The sequence below is a fragment of the Desulfonatronum zhilinae genome, assembly GCF_900182865.1.
Lineage (GTDB): Bacteria > Desulfobacterota > Desulfovibrionia > Desulfovibrionales > Desulfonatronaceae > Desulfonatronum > Desulfonatronum lacustre.
Genome location: NZ_FXUJ01000026.1, coordinates 1 through 22,252, shown reverse-complemented (window position 1 = coordinate 22,252; position 22,252 = coordinate 1). Strand labels below are relative to the sequence as shown.

Genomic DNA, 22,252 nt, shown 5'->3' with positions numbered 1-22,252 from the left:
GTTACCGACTGGTGTCAGGCGAGGCCGTTTTGTCCGATTGCCGAGCAGCCTCTTCATGCTTCTCCTCCAGCAGTCCCCGCACCATTCCCAGCAATTCCTCCAGTTTGTACGGCTTGGTGAGCATCCCCGAGGCTTTTCGCAGTTCTCCGTTGTCCCGGACACCGACATAGCCGCTGGATATGATGACCTTGACCTTCGGGTCCCGTTCCCGCAACGCCAGCAGCAGGGCCTCGCCGCCCATGCCCGGCATGCCCACGTCCGTGATCACCAGATCGATCCTCTCCCGGGCATGCACCTCCAGGGCTTCCAGGCCGTCCGCGGCCTGGAAGACCTCGTAGCCGTGGGCGGTCAGCAGTTCCGCGGTCACTTCCCGGATCATCTCCTCGTCGTCCACCATCAGGATCTTCACCCCCGCGGAGGACGTGCGGAACGCCTCGGACCCGGCCTGCGGATCCGCTTCGGCACCTCCCAAGGATTCCTCCGGACTATCCGGGGCGGCGTCCCGAACCGGCTCCAGGGCCGGCAGCAGCATGGTGAAAGTCGTCCCCTTGCCCGTTTGGCTGGCGCAGGCAATCATGCCCTCGTGATCCCGCACGATCCCGTAGACCATGGACAATCCCAGACCGGTGCCTTTGCCCACTTCCTTGGTGGTGAAAAAAGGTTCGAAAATGTGTCGCAGCGTCGTTGCATCCATTCCGGCCCCGGTGTCGGACACGGCCAACCGGACATGCGGTCCCGGCGACAGCCCCAGGTATGCGGCGGCCTGTTCCGGGCTCAACTCCACGTTCCGGGTTTCCAGCCGCAGGTCCCCCCCCTCGGGCATGGCGTCCCGGGCGTTGTTGGCCAGATTGACCAGGACCTGCTCCATCTGCACCGGGTCCGCGGAAACGTCGGCCAGATTCGGATCGGCATCGATCTCGATCCGGATCGTGTGCGGCAGGGTGCGCCCGAGCAGCGCCACCACGTCCCGGGTATCGTCGTTCAGATTGTGCCGTATCCGCCGCGACTCTCCTCTCCGACTGAAGGTCAGCAACCGCTGCACCAGTTCCGTGGCCCTGTTCACGGTCTGAGCGATGCGATTCAACCCCGTTCGGACGGACTCCCGGCAATTGGTTGGACAAACGTCGCCGCAGGACATTCGCAGCAGTTGGACATGGCTGGAAATGGCTTGGAGCATGTTGTTGAAGTCGTGGGCAATGCCTCCGGCCAGGGTGCCCACGGCCTCCATTTTCTGGGATTGGCGCAACTGCTCTCCCAGCCGCTCCCGTTCCTCCTCGACCCGACGCCGTTCCTCCACTTCCCGTCGCAAGTACTCGTTGGCTGCCTGAAAATCAGCGGTCCGGCTGTCCACCAGCTCCTGCAGGTGGGCTTGATAATGCTTGATTTCCTGGTCCGAAGCGGCCAGAGCGTCCGCGGTTCGGTTCAAGGCCCGGCCCAGTTCGCCAATCTCATCGCGGCCCAGGTCGGGCAACGGAACGTCGAACACCCCTTGGCCCAGCCCGCGGGTGGCCTGGACCAGGGTGGATATCCGACGCTTGACATGCCCGCTGAGTAACGCGGCCAGCATGACGACCATGACCAGGGAGAGCAACGCGCTCATGCCCAATCCCATGCGCAACCGGGCCAGGGCGGGATAGGCCAGGGCCGTCGGCTGGGTCAGCACGATGCTCCAGCCGGTCTGGATCAACCCCTGGGAAACGACGTCCACGGGCGAGACCACGGCCACCTTCTCCAGGTCCGTGACAATATGCCCCACCCAGCTTTCCTTTTCAGCCAGAGGACCGACCAAATCCATCAGGGGCGACAGCCGCAGCACTTCATCGTCCGAGAAGCTGGAAGCCACCACCACCCCCCGGTGGTCCACCAGCCGGGTCCGCCCTTCCGAACCAAAGGATACCTGGCTCACGATCTCCCCGATCCGCTCCATGGCGATCTGGCCGACCAAAACGCCCTGAACGGGACCGTCTTCGAACACCTTTACCGGAACCGCCACGGTCATCACCACCTGGTAGGGATGGAGCTGGGCATGGACGTTGGAAACCAAGCGGTCCCCTTCACGTGCTCCCTGAAACCACGACGTGGCGGCCCAGGCGCCCCGATACGAATGGTGAACCGAGGCCCGCACCTCGCCGTTCAGGTCCAGCAGCGTCAGATCCAGGATCATGGGATAAAACCGATCCGCCTTGCCCAACTCCGCCGCCAGTTCGTCCATGGTCGCCCGTTCCGAGACGAGCACGGGATTTTCCGCCAGCAGATAAATGGCGTTGCAGGCCTCGTTCACGGCCCGCTGGATCTCCCGCCCCACTTCCGTGGCCAGGGACGCCAACTGCATTTGGGTGGACGAACGGACCGCGTCGTCCACCCGCAGCAGGGAGAAGCCGCCCAGAATTCCCAGGGGCGTCAGGCCGACCAGCAAAAAAAGGAGCAGAACCTTGGTGCGCAGTGCCATCTTGTTCTCACATCCCGGACAGCAGCTCGGCCCAGAGCTTCATCCGCGAACTCACCGACTCCGATGAGCCGAAGTCACCGAAATACGTGCAACGCTCCCGAACACTTCGCGGCGGATGGACCACCGGGGATTCCAGAACCTCGGGGTCGATGAATTCACGGGCCGCCAGATTGGGTGTGGCGGACCAGAGTTCACTGGCGATCTCGGCCATGATTTCCGGGGTGTGCACGAAATTGATGAAGGCATGGGCCGCCTCCGCGTTACGGGCCAACACGGGCACCACGAACACGTCCACCCAGGCCGCGCAGCCTTCCAGGGGAAATCCGAAGGCCAGGTCCGGGTTTTCCTCCAGGGCCATCAGGGCGTCGTTGCTGTAGCTCTGCGCGGCCCAAAGCTCTCCGGAGGCCATTTTGTTCAGAATCTCCGTGTCGTGCAGATAGCCCGCCAGCAGGGGGCGCTGCTCCAGCAGCGCGTCGCGGACCTCGTCCAGATGCTCGGGTTCGGGGTTGAGCGGATACCCCAGCAACAGACTGGCCGCGCCGATGACCTCGAAGGGATTGTTGAGCATGGCCACCCGGCCGGCAAGGCTCGGCTCCCAGAGCACGGACCAGGAATCAGGAGACCGGTCGAAGTGGCGGGTGTTGACCACCACCCCGGTGTAGCCCATCAGATACGGGGCCTTGTAGCCTTCCCCTCCGACATGCAGCTTGGCGAGGGCTTCAGGCTCGACATGCCGCAGATTGGGCAGGAGTTCCCTGTTCAACGGCGCGAGAACCCGGCCTCTGACCAGTTCACTGGCCACGCTTTCGCTGAGAATGATCAAATCCGCCTCCAGCGAACCGGACAACATCGCGCCGATCATCTCCTCTTCATCTTCATAGGTGCGCAGTTCCACCTCAATGCCCGTGGCCCGCTGAAACTGGTCCAACGTATCCCGGCCCAGGTAGTCCTCCCAGTTGTAGAGCACCAGCCGGGTCGGCCCGTCCCCGGGCTGAACCGCCACTTCCCGCTCCGGGGACTCGGTGCAACCGCCAAGGCCCAGGCCCAAAAACCAGCATGCGGCCAGGGCCAGCATGCGCCAAACACCGCCGAAGATTGCTGAACGATCCTTCATTCTCTCCTCCTCACTTGCCCGGCCAGTCGCTTATTCCTTTTTGCTTCCAAAATGCACTATCAGGTCGACTTCACATTTGGAGTCAGATCGAAATCGGTATCGAAATCGAGAAAAACAAGTACGTCATTGAATAACGGCAATTCCGATCTCGATCTCGATTTCGATTTCGATTTCGATTCCGATCTCGATTTCGATACCAAGCACGCCCTGGATATTTGTATCGTGATGAAGAACGGCGGACTATTCCAGGTTCAACGAGCGCAGCGCCGTGTGCACGGATTCGCGGTTCACCGGCTTGGTTACGTAAACGCTGGCCAGCCCTTTGAAAAAGGCCTGACAGACATTTTTCTGATCCTCCAGGCTGGAAACCACGATCACCCGCGCCTCCTTTCCCGGCTCGACCCGTCGTTCCTGCTCAATGGCCCGAATCCGCTTCAGAGCCTCGTGGCCGTCCATGACCGGCATCATCAGGTCCATCAGGATCACATCGTAGGGCTCCCCCAGATTCAAGGCCTTGATCACGGTCAACACGGCTTGATCCCCGTCTTCAACCGCATCGCAGGGGCCAAAGGATTCCATGATTTTTTTCAGTTTGCTCCGACTTACCAGTTCATCATCCACCACCAGGCTTTTCATTTCATCCTCCTCTCCGCGTACGCCAAGAGCCGGCGATATGCCTCTCGCAACCGCTCCAGGACCGCTTGACCGTCCGCACGTTCTTTCGCCGGTTCTTCGGCCAGTTCTTCCCTTCTACCGATCCGTTCCATATCCCTGGCCGCCCCGGCCAGCTCCTTCGCCAGCAGATTGGCGGCTCCACCTTTGATGGCATGGGCCTGCTCGACCAGGCTTCCGTGATCCCCCGAGACCAGAGCCTCTTCCATCACCGGTATCTGCCGGGCCACATTGTCCAGAAACCCTTGCAGGACCTCCTCCAGCAGTTCAGCATCCCCTTCGAATTCCTCCACGGCCCGTTGATAATCCATGGGCTCGCCGCCGGGATCGGCCGTTTCAGGCTGGGTCGTGTTAGGCAGGGTCGTCTTAGGTTGAACGGAAACCAAGACAGCCTTTGCCTCCACCTCCGGCGACCCGGGCGTCCCGATCCACTTGGCCACCATGGCCAACAACTCCTCCCGCCGCATGGGCTTGGTCAAATAATCGTCCATCCCCGCGGCCAGGCACTTCTCCCGATATCCCACCACCGCATGGGCGGTCATGGCGATGATCGGAATTCTGGGATGCTGGAATACTGGAATGCTGGAATACTGGGATGTTGGGGTGCTGGGATGCTGGGATACAGTTTGTGCGGAATTCGTCTCCCTGGAATCATGGCCGGAGAAATATGAAATGCCAAGATCGCTCTTCTGATCAATTCCAGCATTCCAGGATTCCAGCATCCCAGCATTTTCTTCTTCCAACTTCCTGATCTCCCTCGTCGCGTCCCAGCCGTCCATGATCGGCATTTGCACGTCCATCAGGATCAGATCGTACGGCTTCTTTTGAAAGGCCCGGACGGCCTGGAGGCCGTTTTCAGCCACGTCCACGACGTAGCCCGCTCCGTACAGGTGGTGCAGAGCCACTTGCCGATTGGTGGGGTAGTCCTCCACCAGGAGAATCCGGCCCTGGGACGTGCTGGACGTTGGAACGGTCATGACGCCGGGCGGAGATTCCGTGTCCTTTCGTGGCGTAGGTGCGTCCAATTCGAAAGGCTTTTGGAGCTCCAGGACAAAGCTGAAGGTGCTGCCCTGGTTCTCCACGCTTTCCAGGAAGATAATTCCGCCCATCAGTTCCACGAATCGCTTGCAAATGGCCAACCCCAGGCCCGTTCCGCCGTATTCCCGTGTCGTGGAGCCGTCCACCTGAGTGAAGCTTTCGAAAATATGGGCGTGTTTGTGCTCCGGAATTCCGATGCCCGTGTCCCGGACCTCAAATCGAACCCGAGCCGTGTCGTCGCGAATCTCCAACAAGTCCGCGGAAATCGACACTTCCCCGGCATGGGTGAACTTGATCGCGTTCCCGCCAAGATTCAGCAATACTTGGCGCAACCGGCCCGCGTCTCCCAACAGGGACGAGGGGATTTCCGGGGTGACGCGAGAGGTGAACCGCAGCCCTTTGCGCCGGGCCAGCACGGCCAGGGACTCCTCCACCTGACGGAAGACGGCCCGCAAATCAAAGACCGTCGATTCCAACTCAAGATGCCCGGCTTCGATCTTGGAGAAGTCCAGAATGTCATTGATGATGCCCATCAAGGCTTCGACCTCTCCGGAGATGGTCCGCAGGGCCAGTTGCGGAGGAACCGTGCTCCCCTTGCCCCGCGCAAGCTCGGCCATGCCCATGATCGCGTTCAGCGGGGTCCGGATTTCATGGCTCATATTGGCTAGAAACTGACTCTTGGCCCGTGTCGCTTCCTCGGCCTGGGCCAGAGCGGCATCCAACTCAAGGTTCTTACGGGTCAGCTTCCGGGCCGAATCCAACATTTTCTCTTCGGCTTTTCGACGATCCGTGACATCCAGAATGAATCCATCCAGAAAAACGGTCCGCCCTTGCGCGTCCCGAACCTCACCGCCTTTTTCGTAGACCCAACGTTCGCCCCCGTCACGATGCAGCACCCGGTACTCCACTTCCCACGGAACGCCGTCGGCGACGGCCTGGGCCACGGACCGGACGACATATTCCAGGTCGTCGGGATGGATGACGTCCCGATGGTTCAGAGCGGGACTCGGACCTAAAAAATCTCGCGCCGAAAAGCCGATGATCGCCTCGACGGGATCGCTGACGAACAGCAAGGCGCGTCCCTTTCCGGCATCCCGACGGTAGGTGGCGCCGGGAATATTGTCGACCAGGGACTGGAACTGGTTGCGACTGTCCCGCAAGGCTTGGGTCCGCTCGGTGATCAGTCGCTGGAGCTGTTCGCGGCGATGGACCATTACGCCCACCACCAACCCGACGGCCCCGGTCATCATCAAACCGGACAGGGCCGCCAGCCAGCCGACCATGACCGGATTGAGCCTCTCAAAGACCCGGGTCGGACGGACCTCCAGGGCGTAAGTCTTGTCAAAGGCCATCACCGGCCTGGTCAGGGCGAAAGAGGCGTACCGTCGCGAACCGCCGTGCTCCGCGGTGGTTCCCAACAATATTTTGCCCTGGTCCGGATGCAGTTGATAAAAGTTGATGAACGTCAGGGACTCGCCGCCGGCCCCGGAATCCGCGTCCAACGCGCCTTGAACCAGGGACTCCGCGTCGACGAGTTCAAGCAGGGAGGCCAAGCCGGGACTTTCGCTTTCGGTAAGATACTGGAAATTCTCGAGAATATTGGCCGACTTGACGTCGGCCAGCAAGGAAAAAGTCTTGAAATGGTTTCGATATTCGGCTCGGTGCAGGGTCCGGGAGACGGTCACGGTCAGGATGAGTCCGACGAGTACGGTCAGCACGGCTTCCAGAGGGAGCCCGGCTTTCCGGGCTTCGGCCTCCCGCTCCCGACGAGCGGCCAGCAGCATATATCCGATCATCAACACGGCGGCCAGAACCAGGGTCATCACAGCCGGAAAAATTCCGGCCCGCATCGCCGACCACCGCCAGTCCCCGGCCTCCACGTCGATGCCCGTCACGGCCAGCAACGTGCCGTCAGCCGGATCAATCAGGGGAACCAGAGCGCTGACCCAAGTCCCCCAGCGGTCGGTTTCCGGTCCCTCCACCAAAGCTCGGCCCGTGTCAAACATGCTCAGGAGTTCGTCCGTGGCTTCCTCGTAGACCTGCCCGGGCAGGGAGGGCTCCCAGTCCGTGTCCGGTTCGGAATCCACAAAAAAAAAGGCCGCTCCGTCATCGTGGCGGCCCATCAGGTAGAGCCATTCCCAACGGTGGTCGACCAACTTGGTCAGCCACAGGTGCTCTTTGAGCCGGGCGTACTCGGTCGTTTCCAGGTCGGACCGATCCCCGGAGAGGCTTCTCACCCAGTCCGGCTTCACAGCCTGGGTCACCAACCGGGCCTGGCGCAACAAGTCCTCGCGCATCATCCGGTCGGCAGTGCGCACGGACCACCAACTGAACAACAAACCGACCGTCAGAACAAGAGCCAGGACGACCATCGGACGCGGCCCCGGAAGAACACGCCAGGAGGTTCTCTTCATAAGTGGAATCAGGGCCGTCGAACTGCCAGGACCTCGTGCATCACCTCTCCCAGCTTCGTCGTCTCCACCGGCTTGGTCACGAAGGCGTCCATGCCCGCGGCCAGGCAGCGCTTGCGATCATCGGGCATGACCATGGCGGTCAGGGCGATGATGGGGATATCCTTGTTGATGTCGGGCCTTTCGCCGGAACGGATGATCTTGGTCGCTTCCAGACCATCCAGCACGGGCATGGAGATGTCCATCAGCACCAGGTCGAAGGTCGCCCCGGCCAGGGCTTCCAGGGCTTGCTCGCCGTCCTCCACGGCGACCACCCGGTGGCCGTGCTTGCTCAGGAGTTGTTCGGTCATGAACCTGTTGACGGGCTCGTCCTCAACCAGGAGGATCGAGAACGGACCGCCAAGCGTGTCCGAAGCCGTCGGTCGAACCGCATGCCTCGGCAGGGGCAGGGAAACGGAAAAGGTGCTTCCCAGGTACAGATCACTGTCCACGACGATGTCGCCGCCCATTTTCTCCACAAGTTCACGGGCCACGGCCAGTCCCATGCCCAAGCCGCCAAAGCGCCTGGAATGCGGCCCGGTGACCAGCTTGTTGAAGATCACCTCCTGGCTCTCCCTGGGCACCCCGATACCGGTGTCCGTGACATTGATGCACAGGACCGGCTTCCCGATCTTCCCTCGGCCGCAGTCGAAATGCACCAGCACCTCGCCGTAGTCCGTGAACTTGACCGCGTTGTCCACCAGCGCACTCACCACCTGGGCGATCCAGTCCGGAACGCCGTGCAGGGTCCCGGAGACGTCCTGGGCAACGTGCATGAAAAAATGCAGTCCTTTATCAAGGGCTTTCTTTTTCTGGGCATGCAACCGGGGCAGGATATCCTGTACAATGGTAAAGTCGACGTGGTCTTCGTCCTCCGTCTCGGACCGCAACTGGGAAAAATCCAGGATCTCGTTGACCAATCGAAGCAACTGGGACGTGGATTGGTCGATCATGGACAGGTAGTTGGCTTGGGTCGCGTCCAGTCCGGTGCCGGACAGCAGTTCGGTCATCCCCATGATCGCGTTCAACGGGGTCCGCAACTCGTGACTGATCCGCCCCAGAAACTCATCCCGCACCTTGGAGCTCTCCTCGGCTCCCCGCCGAGCCTGCTCAAGCATCCGCTCCAGTTTGGCCAATCTGGCGGAAATTTCTTCGCTGTTCATATTGGTTGGGTCCCCTCACACTGCACGGCATTCCGCACCGCGGCGCCGATCAAGGCTTGGACGTCCAGGATCAGGGCCATGGTGCCGTCTCCGTTGATGGTCGCTCCGGAGATGCCGTCCAGTTCGCGGTATACGCGGCCCAGGCTTTTGATCACGGTCTGATGCTGGCCGATGACCTTGTCCACCACCAGCCCGACGCGCTGTTCCTGAACATTGACGACCACCACTTGCTCGATGGCCTGCAACGCTCCCTGTTGGTCGAACCAGTTGCGCAGGCGGATGAACGGGACGGCTTCTCCGCGCAGATTGATCATTTCCCCGTTCTCGCCGAAATTCGACTTGAAGCGGTCCAACTCGACGCATTCCTCCACCGAGGACAACGGAATGACGTACTGTTCCTGGGCCACCTCCACCTGCAACCCGTCGATGATCGCCAGGGTCAGCGGGAGCTTGATCAGGACGCTGGTGCCTTTGTTCGGGACGCTCTCCAGCTTGATCACCCCGCGCAGGGCGTCGATGCCGCGCTTGACCACATCCATGCCCACGCCGCGCCCGGACACGTTGCTGACCTGCTCGGCGGTGGAAAACCCAGGCAGGAAAACCAGTTGCAACACCTCGTCGTCCGAAAGGGCGGAATCCGCGGTGATGAGCCCTTTTTCCAGGGCCTTGGCCCGGATCCTGGCCGGTTCGATGCCCGCGCCGTCGTCCATGATCCGGATCAGGACCTCGCCGCTGGCATGCTCGGCGGAAAGGGTGATCCGGCCTTTGCGCGACTTGCCCTTGGCCTGCCGCGCTTGCGGCGACTCCACCCCGTGGTCGATGGAATTGCGCAAGAGATGGACCATGGGATCGTTGAGCTTCTCGATCACGTTCTTGTCCAGCTCGGTTTCCCCGCCTTGGGTGACCAGTTCGATTTCCTTGCCCAGTTCCTTGGAAAGGTCCCGGACCAACCGTAAAAATTTGTTGAAGGTGCTGCCGATGGGCAGCATCCGGATGCCCAGGGTGTTGTCCCGCAACTCGTCGCTGAGCCGCTCCAGTTCCTCGGCCAGGCTGGCCAGGGCCGGGTCGTGGCGCTGGGTCACGAGTTGGGTCAGCCGGGCCTGGACGATAACCAGCTCGCCCACCAGGTCCCCCAGCTTGTCCAGCTTGGCGGCCTCCACTCGGATGCTGGTCACCGCCTCCTTGTGCTCCATCCGAGGTGCCCGAACATCCCGCATCACTTCCTGCTCGGTCAGGGCCGCCTCCAGCCCTTGGGAGCTGACCAGTCCGGCCTGGGTCAACAATTCGCCCAAGGGCCGCTGCTGCTTGAGAATCGCTTTGAGGTCCTGGATATTCACGTCTCCGCGCTCGACCAAAATCTCACCCAGCCGCTTGCCTACATGGGTCACGTCGTCCGGGTTGACCGTCTCCACCTCCTGGATGGTCAGTTCGCAGTCGTCCTCCACGAAAATGAACACGTCGTGAATGGCTTCCCTGCCCCGCGACGTCACCAGAATCATATCCCACCACGTGTAGCAGGACACCGGGTCCATTTCCTCCAGCCTGGGGATGTTTTCGGTCCGGGCCACGATCTTGCAGTTGCCCAGCTCGGCCAATTCTTCCAACAAGGCCAAGGGGTTGGTTCCGGTCAAAAAAATGCGGGCATCCGGCTTGAAGCTAATCCGGTACACTGTGGAAAGCTCATCGGTCGAACCGCTCGCCTCCGGCCCTTCAACGTCCGTCTCGTCGGCGGTCGACCCGGTCGGCCCTTTTCCGGCTTGCGTCAGGAACCCTCGCAACCGCGCGACGATCCGCTCGGACTCGCCTTGACAGGTAGACGCGTGGCATCCGTCCTGGTGCAGCATCTCCAGAATCAAGTCCCGGGATTTGAGGGTCAAATCCAGCAATTCCGAAGTGACGCGCAATTCGTCGTTGCGGACCAGATCGAACACGGTTTCCAGTTCGTGGGTGAACATGGCGATGTCGTCGAAACCGAACATCGCACCGGAACCCTTGATCGTGTGCATGGACCGGAATACCCGGTTGATCAGTTCGCGATCCTCGGGGTCGGACTCCAATTCCAACAGGGCGTCTTCCAGGTCTCCCAGCAGTTCCCGAGCCTCTTCCAAATAGGCTTCTTTGGCCTGCTGCATCTGCTCATCACGACTCATGGCGTCATCTCCCTTCCGTCTTCACACCCGGACTCCAACCTTTCCCCGTGCAACAAATCGGGATGGTTCAGAATTGGTTGACAAATCGCAACGCCTTCTTTCCGGCATTCGTTCGGTGTAGGGGCGACCGGCCGGTCGCCCCTACGGCCTGAACATGGACAACCGTACACGAATGTGCCAACCGATTTTCCTGACAAAACGAACCATCCCAACCAATCCATGGCAAAAAAGACTACCTGACGACCTTCTTCACCACGGCCAGCAATTGCTCCGGCTTGAACGGCTTGACGATCCACCCCGTGGCCCCGGCTTCCTTGCCGACCTGCTTCTTTTCAACCTGGGACTCCGTGGTCAGCATCACGATGGGGACGAACTTGTAGTTGGGCAGGGCCCGGACTTGGCGGATCAACTCGATGCCGTCCATGTTCGGCATGTTCAAGTCCGTGATGATCATGTCCACGGGCCCGGACAGCTTGGTCAGTGCGTCTTTTCCATCCACGGCCTCGACGACCTCGTAGCCGGCGTCCTTCAGAGTAAAGCCGACCATCTGACGAACGCTGCTGGAATCATCCACGGTCATAATTCGCTTGGACATACTCATTAAGCTCCTTTCCTAAAAATCCCGACGACATGCCGGGGAGCAAAGCCTATCCACTCCGCTTTCGTCATGACGTGCTCCGGGATGTTCACGAAATGCAGTTCATTCGACCCCATCGATTTAGTCGCTGAACCGAGGACCTGAAAAAAAGCCAAATCCACGTCTTCCAGGCCTTCCAAGTCGACATGGAGCGCGACTCCGATATCCGTCGCCTGTTCGAGAAGTTGCGTAAATGCCTGGTGCAACTCCTCGGCTCCTTCCACCCCCCAGCGCCCGGAAAGCTTCAGCAGCCGGGTCGTAGGTTCCGGAATGGATATCTCCCATTCTCCCATAGCTTGGCTCCTTCTGATACGTCCGCTTTGCATTCGACATCACACAGATAATCAGATCATGTTCGGTATCGAAATCGAAATCGAGATAGGAATCGCTCTCGACGTCCTTCAATAATGTATTGTTTTTTCTCGATTTCGATACCGATTTTGATTTCGATTTCGAGCCTGACACCAATGCGTAGTTGATCCGGTCACTACAAAATCGTCAAAACAATTCCACGTTGTCGCCGAAATCTTCCTTGCGACGTTTGTCGTCCTTGCTCTCGGATTCAAGATCGTCGAACAACTCCACGCCGTCGTCGCTTTCAAACAACTCCACGTAGTTGTCACCGAACAGTTCAACGGCATCGTCGTCGCCGAACAGCTCGACACCATCATCATCGCCGAACAACTCCACATCGTCGCTTTCCGCCGCGGCGGCCTCGCCGTGCTCTCCCCCCAGATGGACCATGCGCTCGGCTTCCATGGTATATCGGGCCAACAGTTCCTTCAAACGCTCGGGTCGCCTGGACGGATCACAGTCCGCCGAGGATTGGACCAAGGCCTGGTCCGCGAGCTGCTCAAAGGTCCCCCTGGCCCGGGTCAAGTCCTGAAGCACGTCATGGTGAAAAGTGATCCCTTCAATCTGGGCTTGAAGGTCTTGACACAAAACGTCTCCATCGGCCCGAATCCCATCGAACATGTCCATGGTTTGCCGGTTCAGGTTGCGCAAGCTGTTGATCATTTCCTCCAGCCGCCCCATCATTTGCTCCATCCGCCGGGCGTCCGCGGAAACGTCGGACAGCTTTTGCAGTTCCAGGGCATGGTCGGCTATGGCCCGCAATTCCCCGGCCACCTCGTCGGTCACGGTCCTGGCGTCCATGGACAGGCGCTGAATGGCCCCGGCCAGAACGCCCAGGGCCAGCCCCTCGTCGCCGGTGTGGGCCGCCTGGACGCTGGCGTTCAGGGCGATCAGCTCGATCTCCGAGCCCACTTCCTCGATGTTCCCGACAAACCCGGCCATCTGGGCCACGGTCTCGGCCACCCGGACCATGATCGCGCCCAGTTCCTCGCTCTTGGCCCCGAACCCGCGCATGAAGTCGATTAAATGGTGGACATTGGCCCCGATCTGGTCCAGCACATTCCGGCTGGAATCCCCTTCGGAACGCAGCATTCCGCCCAGGTCCCGGTTCAGGCCGTTCACGGTCTCGGCAATGCTGGACAAGTCGGCGATCAGGGTGTCGATGGCCTGTTCAAAGGCCTTGCTGCAATGGCTTAGCTGGGAGGCCTGCAAGGAACAGACATCCGCGATCCAGCACGCCGTCTCCTGCATTCTCTGGTGATCGGCCTCACTGGTTCCGTTCTCCGCTTCCTCGCCGAGCATCCGGACCATGTCTTCCACGGCCTCGCAGACGTGCTCCACCTGCTGCCGGGTGATGTCGTGAAACTGGAGGGAGGCGACAATGGAGCCGACATGGCGGCTGACCTCTCCGGTCCGCCTGGACAACGTCCGCGAAGCGTCGGCGGAATGCTCGGACAGGCGGCCCAGGGTCGCCAAGTTGGCCTGGCCGCTGCTCAGGGCCTCCTCGGTCACGGCCTGTTGTTCCCGGACCAGGGTGTCGGTCCGGACCAGGGCCGAGGAAACCTGTTCGCCCAGGTGCTTGGCGTCGGCCTGGATCTTGGCCCAGTGATCGATGATGTTCCGGCCCAGGCTGTCCACTTGCCCGGCCAGATTCATGAACCCCCGGCCCTTCTCCCCCAGGCGGGCGCTTTCGATCCGCGTGGTTACGCCGAGCATTTGCAAAGTGCGGACGATCTTGCGGAAACTGCCGGTGCGTCGCTCCAGGGAACCGATCAGCTCCACCACCTGCTCCAGCCGATGCAGATCGTCCCTTCGGCAGGACAGGCCGCAAACCGCATTGATCTGGTCCAGCTCGCCGCCCAGGGTCTCGACGATCTGGACGATCTCTTGGCCGGCGGTCAGTTCGGTCAGGGCCGAGGCTTGCTTGGCCATGGCCTTGGACTTGGACGAAAAGGCCTGGATGTCCGCGCCCAAGGCCAAAAACGCCTCTTCCCGATCCGGAATGACCCGGGCCACATCGCGGCCCAGAGCCTCCAGGATCTGGGCCCACTCCCGGGCATGTTCCGGAAACCGTTCCGGATTAAAGCCGGAATGCGTCGTCGATTCGGCAGCCATGGCGGTTACTTGTGGAACCGGATTTCCGCCCTGGCCGTGTGCTCGTCCAGCGGCTTGACCGTCACGTCCACCCGTTCCTTCATGAACTGGGCCGCGCTTTTCAAAATGCCCTCGAAGTAGTCGAACAGCCCGCGCTTGGAGCGGTAGTTCATGAACAGTACGTCGCCCTTGTCCTCATAGGTGAAGTTGGGCGGCTTGATGCCCGGATGATCCTTGGTCAGCTGGGCGTGGATGTCGTTCATTTTCAGATAGAAATCCTTGAGATTCTTGGCGTTGAAATAGCGCCCGTACATCTTGTGAAACTGAGGCACGGTGTACATCCCCAGGCCCATGAGCACATCCCGCTTGCTCTTCTTGGTGATCCGGCTGACGATCCCGGCCATTTGCTGCAAGACCTGATCCGGATAGCTGGCCGTGGGCAGGAAGACCGGACTGCCCAGTTCTTCTTGCAGCTTTTTGTAAACGTCCTGGCCGAATTTCTCCTTGACGAATTCCTGCATCAGCTTGGGCAGCACCCCTTTCATCTGCCCTTCCGAAGCCGCCAGTTTGCTCATGTCCGACCCGGCTCCGCTGAATTTCTGAGAGGCGGAAAGCAATTCCTGAGCCAATTGAGCCAAGTCCCGGGTGGCCGCGGCGGTCTGGCCCGCGCCCTCGTCGGCTTCATGGGCGATCTGGGCGATGCCCTCGATGCTGTGGTTGATTTCTTCCGCGGCGGCGGACTGCTCTTCCGCGGCGGCGGCGATCTGGGAGACCTGGGAAACCACCTCCTCTACCCGCTGCATGATCAGGCGCAGGGATTCGCCGGCCTTATTGGAGAGTTCGGTGCTTTCCCGGACCTGGCGCTCGGTCTGTTCCATGGAGGCCACCGCGTCCTTGGACCGACCCTGGATGGTCAGGACGGCGTGCTCCACTTCCTTGGTCGCGGTCATGGTCTTCTCGGCCAGCTTGCGCACCTCGTCGGCCACCACGGCGAACCCTCGCCCGGCGTCTCCGGCCCGAGCCGCTTCGATGGCCGCGTTCAAGGCCAAGAGATTGGTCTGGTCCGCGATGTCGTTGATCACGTTGATGATCTTGCCGATGGCCCCGGCCTGTTCATTGAGCTGGGTCAGCACCTGGGCCAACTCACGGGCCGAACCGGCCACGCCGTTGATCCCGGCCACAGCCTTTTCCACCAGCACCACCCCCTCACTGGCTGAAGCCTTGGCTTCTTCGGCCGCCTGGGAAGCATTGGACGAATTCTTGGCCACCTCCAGAACCGTGGCCGCCATTTCCTCCATGGCCGTGGCCACGGAATCGGTCTGCCCCTTTTGCTGCATGGCTCCTCGGGCCTGCTCGTCGGCCGAGGCCGAAAGCTCCTCCGAGGCCGAGGCCACGCGCTGGGACAATTCGTTGATATCCTCGCCCAAAACCCGGCGCTTGCGGTTCTCATCCTCCAGGCGATCCCGTTGCTCCTTCATGGCGCCCATGTCCATGCACAGCAACACAAAACCGCTCAGCGGCTCCGCGCCGTCCCGCACCGGAGCCAGCACGCAGCGCACGGACCAGGCTTTCCCATTGGCCAGCTTCAGGGAAAGCTCCGCGTCCAGCGCCCGTCCTTCGGCCAACGCCGTTTCCAGCTCTACCGCCGAGGCAGCTCCGCCGGAAGAGCCGAACAGGACATCCTTCAGCGGCCTAGTCCGGACCTGATCCTCGGTTTTGCCCAGGACCGCGCAAAAGGCCGCGTTGGCGGAGACGATCCGCCGCTGGGCATCACAGAGCAGCACCGGGGCTTTCAGGTCGGCCAGTCCTTGACGCAGAAACCGGGCGTCACGCCGATTGTCCTGGACCGCCCGGACCAACCCGCCGAGCAACCCGTCCACGCCGCCGGATTGCTCCAGGGCTTCCAGGTCAACAGGCTTGCCGTCCGCCACGGCCTCGGCGGCCTGCACGGCCAGAGGTGAGGGCTTGCCCGCGGACGAGGTCGCAAAAAAGGCCGCCCAGCCCAGCGCCACCGCGCCGAAACCGAACAGCCACCAAAATTCCGACCACTGCGCCGCGGCGAAAAAACCCAGCGCGACAATGCTCAGACCCCAGACCACGACTCGCGGATTCACCTGATTCGTTCCCGCCATATTGTTGCTCCTTTTGATCCCGTCGACATCAGTGCAGCCTGCATCAACAGCCACTGTATCTTTTCTTGTCCGATACGCTGAATTTCACAAAAAACCAAGAGACAGGAAGGACAAAAGCACGGCAAATCTGTTCTCATCAACAATCCAAATCGTGATGGAAATCGGAATAGGAACGTTCGATATCGATCACGATTTCGATTTCGATCCGATAGCGCGGAGAATCGAGAACGAATCTGTCCTGAGACGGCACTGCCCGACTCCTTTTTTCAAGGGGAGCATACAAGTTTTTTGGAAACGTCCCTTTCATTTAGGTCGCCCCTTCAGGGCCCTTGCCGTGCTCCATGACTTGCCGAAACAGCCGCACTCCGGCCCGACGGGACTGCCTGGATACCAGTTCCAGAATCTTCATGCCCAGCAGTTCATGCTCTTCGTAACCCGAAAGCTCGCAGGCCGACGGGTTGACGAACTGGAAGCGGCCCTGCTCATCAGCGACAAACATGCCATACGGCATGTTGTTGATGTAGCTTCGATAGCGTTGCTCACTTTCTTCCAAAGCGATCCCAGCCTCTTTGCGCGAAGTGAAATCCCTGGTGTTGAACGGAGTTTCTCCGGGCTTGCCTTGCCCATCCGGGCCGAGGGTTTCAAAGCCGGGGACGTTGTCGTTGTTGTGCTTCATGGGTTTTGCTTTGAATATCACGATTGCATAGTGCTCAGACTGCCTGCCGTGCGTACCTCTCCAACACCTTTTCCAAATCCTTGATCCCCACCGGCTTGCCCAGATAGTCGTCCATGCCCGCGGCCAGGAATCCTTCCCTGTCGCCGGGCTGGGTGTGGGCGGTCACGGCGATAATCGGGATTCTGGGTTCACGATCGTGTGGTTCACGGTTCACAGTTTTGGAGGGTTCACGGTTCAAGGGTTCACGGTTCACGGTTGGGGAGGGGGTGTTGTCGGGAGATGGTGCATTTGGCGCGACCCCGTCGGGCGCACCGCGGTGCGCCCCTACACCAATACCGTAAACCGCTATCTCGCCAACCGTTGAACCGTTGAACCGTGAACCGTGAACCTCCATGGCGCGAATGCGCTGCGTCGCCTCCACCCCGGTCATCACCGGCATCTGGATGTCCATCAGGATGCAGTCGAACACGCTCTGCCTCCAGAACTCCATGGCCTCCTGGCCATTCTGGGCCAAGGTCACTGAGTGCCCGAGTTTTTTCAGGATCGAGCGCATAAACAACTGGTTCAGGGGGTCGTCTTCAGCCACAAGGATGTTCAGGCGCATCTTTGCCTCTCCGGAGCCTGCCATCGCATGGGCCGGTTCGGGAACGTCCCGTCCCGGCAGGGCAAACGGAAGGACCACATGCACGGTGGTCCCTTGGCCGACCACGCTCTCCACGTCGATGTTTCCGCCCATCAAGGCAACAAGCCGACGGACGATGACCAAGCCGAGTCCCGCGCCCTGGTGCGCTCGGGTATAGGAGCCGTCCACCTGGGAGAAAGGCTGGAATAAATCCTTGAATTTGTCCTCTGGAATGCCGATGCCGGTATCGGCAATGGACACCATGATCCGTGTGTCTCCGCCTTTGGCGGCGGAAAGCGCGCTCAGGTGAATCTGGACGGTCCCCTCCTCCGTGAACTTCAGGGCGTTGCCCACCAGATTGAACAGGATCTGCTTGACCCGAATCGCATCGCCCATGACCTGCCTGGGCACGTCATTATCCATGGAACATTCCAGGGCGATTTCTTTTTGCCGGGCGCCGATGGCGAACAGGCCGGATATGGACTCCAGCAATTCTCCAAGGTCGAATTGCGCGGGACAAATGACCATTTTGCCCGACTCGATGCTGGAGAGGTCGAGGATGTCCGAGAGCAGGCGGGTGAACCGTTCGGATGATGTGATGGCCAGGGAGACGAACTCGCGCTGCTCCTCATCCAGGGACGTGGCCTGCAAAAGCTGCATCATGCCCATGATCCCGTTGAAGGGCGTGCGCAGTTCATGACTCATATTGGCCAGGAATTCGGACTTGGCGATATTCGCGGCCTCGGCCTGCTCCTTGGCCTTGACCAGGGACTGTTCAGCTGCCTTGCGCTCCGTGATGTCCTGACCCTGGGCGATGGTGGCGATGATTTGACCTGCCTGTCCCTGGATGTTCGCGGAGTTCCACAGCACGGTATGGATGTTGCCATTGCGGTGTTGGATGGGAATCTCCACCACTTCCCAATGATCTCCATGAAGGGCCTGCCGGATCAGGGCCAGGGAAGAGTCCTTCAGTTCTTCTGGAAAAAGAATGGAGATATGCCGACCCACGGCTTCAGACCGGGTCAGGCCGGTAATCTGCTCGAAAGCCTTGTTGAATTCCGTAATGCGCAGATCGGTATTCCAGACAATAATCGGCGCGTTCGCATACCTGATCAGCTTGCTCAGGTAGTCGTTCGCCTCGCGAAGCGACTCTTCAGCCCGTTTCTGTTCCGTGATGTCCCGGAATTCCACAACCCTAACGTCTTTGCCCTTGTAAGGGATGTTGCGCGCTTCCAGTCGGAGTGGGTACTCTTTCCCGTTCTTCCGGACGCCGACGGCCTCGTAGGACTGTTCGTATCCGGCTTGGATGTTGCGCACCACGGTGTCGCGGGTCTTCTCGGATATCAGCAGCAGGCCGTTCATCCCGATCAATTCTTCGTATGAGAATCCCGTCAAATCAGACAGGCCGCGATTGCACTCCAGGATGACGCCCTTTTCGTGGATGGTAATTCCCCCAAAGGAGGCATTGTGCAGGGCCCTGAATCGGGCCTCGCTCTCGCGCAGCTCCGCGGTCCTCGCCAGAACGATTTCTTCCAGGCAGTCACGTTCCCTGCGCAGGGCATCCTCCGCGGCCTTGATCCGCAGGGCCACCTTGACCTGGGAAACCAGCTCCTGCTCGTCAATGGGCTTGGAAAGAAAAGCGTCGGCACCGATCTCCAGGCCCTTGATCCTGCTTTGCGCCTCGGTCCTGATGGCCGTGATCATGATCACCGGAATGGACTTGGTCTTCTCTTCAGCCTTCAAACCGCGGCAGGTTTCAAAACCGTCCATACCGGGCATCTGCACATCCAGCAGGATGACATCCGGCGATTCCCGTACCGCCTTTTCAATCCCTTCATAGCCGGACTCAGCGGTGATCACGGTGCATTCGGGCATCAGATTCCTGAGCAATGCGCCGAGGCTGACCAGATTGTCTTTCTTGTCGTCAATGGCGAGTATCTTCGGCATGATTCCCTCTGCTCGACTTTATGCCTGGTTTTTCGACGTTCCGGGCATCCCCCCAACCATGGCCGATACCTTGTTCAGCAGGCTCTCCCGGTCCACATCTCCCTTTTGCACCAGTTGCTGGATGTTGTTGGCGGAAAGGCGCTTGAGGTCATCGGGCGTCAGGTCCTTGGCCGTGAGCACCAGAACCGGGATGTTCGCCGTGGCCGACGTGCTCCTGGTTTTTTCCAGCACGGCGAACCCGTCCACCTGGGGCATCATCAGGTCCAGGACGATCCCGTCCGGGATGACTTGGGTCACGAAATCGAGGGCTTCCCGGCCGTCTCTGGCCACGTCCACCGCATACCCGGCGGATTCCAGCACGGACCGGACCTGGATAATCGCCGCCTCGTTATCCTCCACCAGTAAAATTTGGGGCTGATGGGACCGCTCGCCCATGGAGACGAAAGCATGGGAGCGCATTATGCCATCCTCAGAAAGCGGCTTAATACTCACCGGCTCAGGGATTAGCGCCGCCCCCCGCCATGTCAACGGAAGGGTAAGGGTAAAAGTCGATCCCTTGCCCGGAGCGCTCTCCACCGAAATGTCGCCGCCAAGCAGTCTGGCTGCCTTTCGGGCAATAGTCAGACCGAGACCGGTCCCTTCATGCCTTCTGGACGACGAGCCGTCTGCCTGACGAAATTCATCAAAGATATGCGGCAGATCGCTTTTCGCGATGCCGATGCCCGTATCCGTGACCCGCAGGAAGACCTTTTCCTGTTCAGCACGAACGGAAACGCTGACGCCGCCCGTATCCGTAAACTTGACGGCATTGCCGAGCAGGTTTTGCAGAACCTGGGTGACCCGAAACTCGTCGCTTTCAATGGTCGGGAGGTCCACGGGGATGTCGTGGTGGAGGTCAATCCGCTTTTCCCTGGCCAGGGGCATGATGCTTTCTAGGACGTTTTCCAGTGTCTGGCCAAGAGCGAACGGCTTTGGGTGGACGTCCATCCTGCCGGCCTCGATCTTGGAAAGATCCAGAATATCGTTGATCAAGGCCAGCAGATTCTTTCCGTTGCGCTCGATGATTTCCAGGTAGCCCGTCTCTTCCTCACTGAGCTTGGACCCGGCCTGCATCATCAGCACGCGGGACAGGGCCATCACGGAGTTCAGAGGCGTGCGTAATTCGTGGCTCATGTTGGAAAGGAACTGGCTTTTGAGGCGGGTGGCCTCTTCCACGGCCTGTCGCTGGCGCTCCAGTTCCTCGGCCTGGGCATGCAGTTCCTCGTTCTGAGCTTGCAGTTCCTCGGCCTGGGCAAGCAATTCCTCCTGCTGAACCTGAAGTTCCTGATTGTTCTCCAGCAACTCTTCGGACAACCGCCGGGTCCTGTCATTGGCCACGAGGTTGGCAAAGACCGTATGCACGAGAGTGGCCCACGGCAGGTTCAGGATATCGAGAGATTTCTGGGCATACCCCTTGACGCTGGCCAGGGAAATGACCCCCCTGACGCCGTCGTCGAGAATGATGGGAAAACTGATCATCTCCTTGGGCGGCAGAGACCCCGCAAAGGTTCTGAAGTGAAAAACCGAATCGCCGGGAATGTCCCGCAGGTGGACCATTTTCCCGGTGGCCAGGACTTTTCCGATTTCCCCTTCCAATGTGGATGCGTCAAACGGCCTCAACCGATCCCGGTCGACCCCGATGGAGGCGAACGGCTCAAAGACGTCTTCCGCGGAGTTGCGTTTGAAATACGCCCCCATCTGGGAATCGGTCGCTTCCATCAGCGTGTTCAGGAGTTCTTTTCTGAAAACAGGGAGGTCGTTGGCGCTCAACAGGGCTTCCGAAATATGGTCGTTGATATTCCGGAATTCCATCTGCGAGGATATGGATTCCGCCATCTGGTTGAACGTATCCGCAAGCGTTCCGAATTCATTGGCTGGTGCGTCGAGGCCGCGGACGCCGAAATCTCCTTCCCGAAACCGTCTTGCCAGGACCGTCAGTTCCCTCAGGGGCCTGCTGATCCAGGCATAAAGGAAATAACCGATGGTTGCCGTCAATAAAATGATGGCGGTCACGGAGAGCGCCATCTTGGCAAACATGGTCCGGTGGTGGGTCGATGCGGATTGAAAATACCGTTCCGCGTAATTGCGGGAAGTAGCGTCCACCTTCTGAAGCAGGCCCATCACCTCCCGCAAATGGGGGGCATCCGGTCCGACATCCTTGTGGATATTCACGGCCCGGGCCGTTTCGGCATCCCCGGCCCGCAACAGCCGGAGAACCTCCTGCCGGTTCGTCCGACATGCCTCCACGGCCTGGAACAAGACCTGGATATCCGCTTGATCCCCGGAATAGCGGTCGAACAGAATCTCGAACTGTGCTCTGGCATTGGCCTCGCGAGCCGTGATCAGTGAATGGAGGTGTTCCACGTCTCGGGGAGTGTCGTGCTCGAAAAATTCATCCATGGCCCAATGTATGGTCAGGACGTCGGCTTTCAGTTCCCCGATGGCCCTGCGTACTTCCAGGGGATGGTCGTAAAGCACCCTGGTTTGCTGCCAGAGCTGATCCGTCTGAAACCAGGCCAGGGCCGCAAGCATGGCTACCAGCAGCAGGATCGCGCCCATGCCGATCTTGATTTGCGTCCCGATGCGCATGTCTTTGAGCTGCTTCATATCCGCCTTTTTGGGTTCTTCGACGTTTGATGTGGAATTCATGATGTTATTAATATCTGAATCGGAGCCGCGATTAGGTAGACTATCATGATGAAATTCTCCACGTTT

At 60.1% G+C, this 22,252-nt stretch carries 13 protein-coding genes; all 13 read right to left on the bottom strand.

Going from position 1 to position 22,252, the window contains the following annotated elements:
- Position 1: 1 nt before the first annotated feature.
- On the bottom strand, positions 2 to 2,449 hold the full coding sequence (locus AC559A_RS16245; protein WP_498818758.1) for a response regulator: 2,448 nt from the start codon (positions 2,447 to 2,449) through the stop codon (positions 2 to 4).
- Positions 2,450 to 2,456: 7 nt separating this feature from the next.
- On the bottom strand, positions 2,457 to 3,563 hold the full coding sequence (locus tag AC559A_RS16240; protein ID WP_498818756.1) for an ABC transporter substrate-binding protein: 1,107 nt from the start codon (positions 3,561 to 3,563) through the stop codon (positions 2,457 to 2,459).
- Positions 3,564 to 3,803: 240 nt separating this feature from the next.
- Positions 3,804 to 4,199, bottom strand: coding sequence for a response regulator (locus AC559A_RS16235; RefSeq protein WP_028572034.1), 396 nt, complete (start codon positions 4,197 to 4,199; stop codon positions 3,804 to 3,806).
- Complete coding sequence (locus AC559A_RS16230; protein WP_498818754.1) at positions 4,196 to 7,687, bottom strand: hybrid sensor histidine kinase/response regulator; 3,492 nt, start codon at positions 7,685 to 7,687, stop codon at positions 4,196 to 4,198. Before AC559A_RS16230 ends, AC559A_RS16235 begins: the two co-directional genes overlap by 4 nt.
- A gap of 8 nt (positions 7,688 to 7,695) precedes the next feature.
- Complete coding sequence (locus AC559A_RS16225; RefSeq protein ID WP_498818752.1) at positions 7,696 to 8,886, bottom strand: response regulator; 1,191 nt, start codon at positions 8,884 to 8,886, stop codon at positions 7,696 to 7,698.
- The gene (locus AC559A_RS16220) at positions 8,883 to 11,036 is read right to left on the bottom strand and encodes a chemotaxis protein CheA (protein WP_028572036.1); all 2,154 of its coding nucleotides are present in this window, start codon (positions 11,034 to 11,036) and stop codon (positions 8,883 to 8,885) included. The genes AC559A_RS16225 and AC559A_RS16220 overlap by 4 nt, the downstream gene beginning before the upstream one ends.
- A gap of 232 nt (positions 11,037 to 11,268) precedes the next feature.
- Positions 11,269 to 11,631 carry a response regulator gene (locus AC559A_RS16215; RefSeq protein ID WP_028572037.1) on the bottom strand — a complete coding sequence of 121 codons (363 nt, stop codon included), beginning with the start codon at positions 11,629 to 11,631 and terminating at the stop codon, positions 11,269 to 11,271.
- 5 nt (positions 11,632 to 11,636) lie between these two features.
- Positions 11,637 to 11,966, bottom strand: coding sequence for an STAS domain-containing protein (locus AC559A_RS16210; protein ID WP_498818749.1), 330 nt, complete (start codon positions 11,964 to 11,966; stop codon positions 11,637 to 11,639).
- Between the two features lie 205 nt (positions 11,967 to 12,171).
- A complete protein-coding gene (locus tag AC559A_RS16205) occupies positions 12,172 to 14,142 on the bottom strand; it encodes a methyl-accepting chemotaxis protein (RefSeq protein WP_498818747.1) in 1,971 nt (656 codons plus the stop codon).
- Between the two features lie 5 nt (positions 14,143 to 14,147).
- Positions 14,148 to 16,253, bottom strand: a complete 2,106-nt coding sequence (locus AC559A_RS16200) for a methyl-accepting chemotaxis protein (protein WP_498818745.1) — start codon at positions 16,251 to 16,253, stop codon at positions 14,148 to 14,150.
- A 307-nt stretch (positions 16,254 to 16,560) separates the two neighbouring features.
- Positions 16,561 to 16,929, bottom strand: coding sequence for a PAS domain-containing protein (locus tag AC559A_RS16195; protein ID WP_498818743.1), 369 nt, complete (start codon positions 16,927 to 16,929; stop codon positions 16,561 to 16,563).
- Between the two features lie 34 nt (positions 16,930 to 16,963).
- A complete protein-coding gene (locus tag AC559A_RS16190) occupies positions 16,964 to 19,498 on the bottom strand; it encodes a response regulator (protein ID WP_498818741.1) in 2,535 nt (844 codons plus the stop codon).
- Between the two features lie 18 nt (positions 19,499 to 19,516).
- Positions 19,517 to 22,144, bottom strand: coding sequence for an ATP-binding protein (locus AC559A_RS16185; RefSeq protein WP_498818739.1), 2,628 nt, complete (start codon positions 22,142 to 22,144; stop codon positions 19,517 to 19,519).
- Positions 22,145 to 22,252 lie beyond the last annotated feature (108 nt).

What these genes read in the sequence shown, in the direction of transcription:
- AC559A_RS16245 (WP_498818758.1), bottom strand. Translation starts at nt 2,449, where the DNA reads ATGGCACTGCGCACCAAGGTTCTGCTCCTTTTTTTGCTGGTCGGCCTG.
- AC559A_RS16190 (WP_498818741.1), bottom strand. Translation starts at nt 19,498, where the DNA reads ATGCCGAAGATACTCGCCATTGACGACAAGAAAGACAATCTGGTCAGC.
- AC559A_RS16210 (WP_498818749.1), bottom strand. Translation starts at nt 11,966, where the DNA reads ATGGGAGAATGGGAGATATCCATTCCGGAACCTACGACCCGGCTGCTG.
- AC559A_RS16205 (WP_498818747.1), bottom strand. Translation starts at nt 14,142, where the DNA reads ATGGCTGCCGAATCGACGACGCATTCCGGCTTTAATCCGGAACGGTTT.
- AC559A_RS16240 (WP_498818756.1), bottom strand. Translation starts at nt 3,563, where the DNA reads ATGAAGGATCGTTCAGCAATCTTCGGCGGTGTTTGGCGCATGCTGGCC.
- AC559A_RS16215 (WP_028572037.1), bottom strand. Translation starts at nt 11,631, where the DNA reads ATGTCCAAGCGAATTATGACCGTGGATGATTCCAGCAGCGTTCGTCAG.
- AC559A_RS16185 (WP_498818739.1), bottom strand. Translation starts at nt 22,144, where the DNA reads ATGAAGCAGCTCAAAGACATGCGCATCGGGACGCAAATCAAGATCGGC.
- AC559A_RS16195 (WP_498818743.1), bottom strand. Translation starts at nt 16,929, where the DNA reads ATGAAGCACAACAACGACAACGTCCCCGGCTTTGAAACCCTCGGCCCG.
- AC559A_RS16200 (WP_498818745.1), bottom strand. Translation starts at nt 16,253, where the DNA reads ATGGCGGGAACGAATCAGGTGAATCCGCGAGTCGTGGTCTGGGGTCTG.
- AC559A_RS16220 (WP_028572036.1), bottom strand. Translation starts at nt 11,036, where the DNA reads ATGAGTCGTGATGAGCAGATGCAGCAGGCCAAAGAAGCCTATTTGGAA.
- AC559A_RS16230 (WP_498818754.1), bottom strand. Translation starts at nt 7,687, where the DNA reads ATGAAGAGAACCTCCTGGCGTGTTCTTCCGGGGCCGCGTCCGATGGTC.
- AC559A_RS16225 (WP_498818752.1), bottom strand. Translation starts at nt 8,886, where the DNA reads ATGAACAGCGAAGAAATTTCCGCCAGATTGGCCAAACTGGAGCGGATG.
- AC559A_RS16235 (WP_028572034.1), bottom strand. Translation starts at nt 4,199, where the DNA reads ATGAAAAGCCTGGTGGTGGATGATGAACTGGTAAGTCGGAGCAAACTG.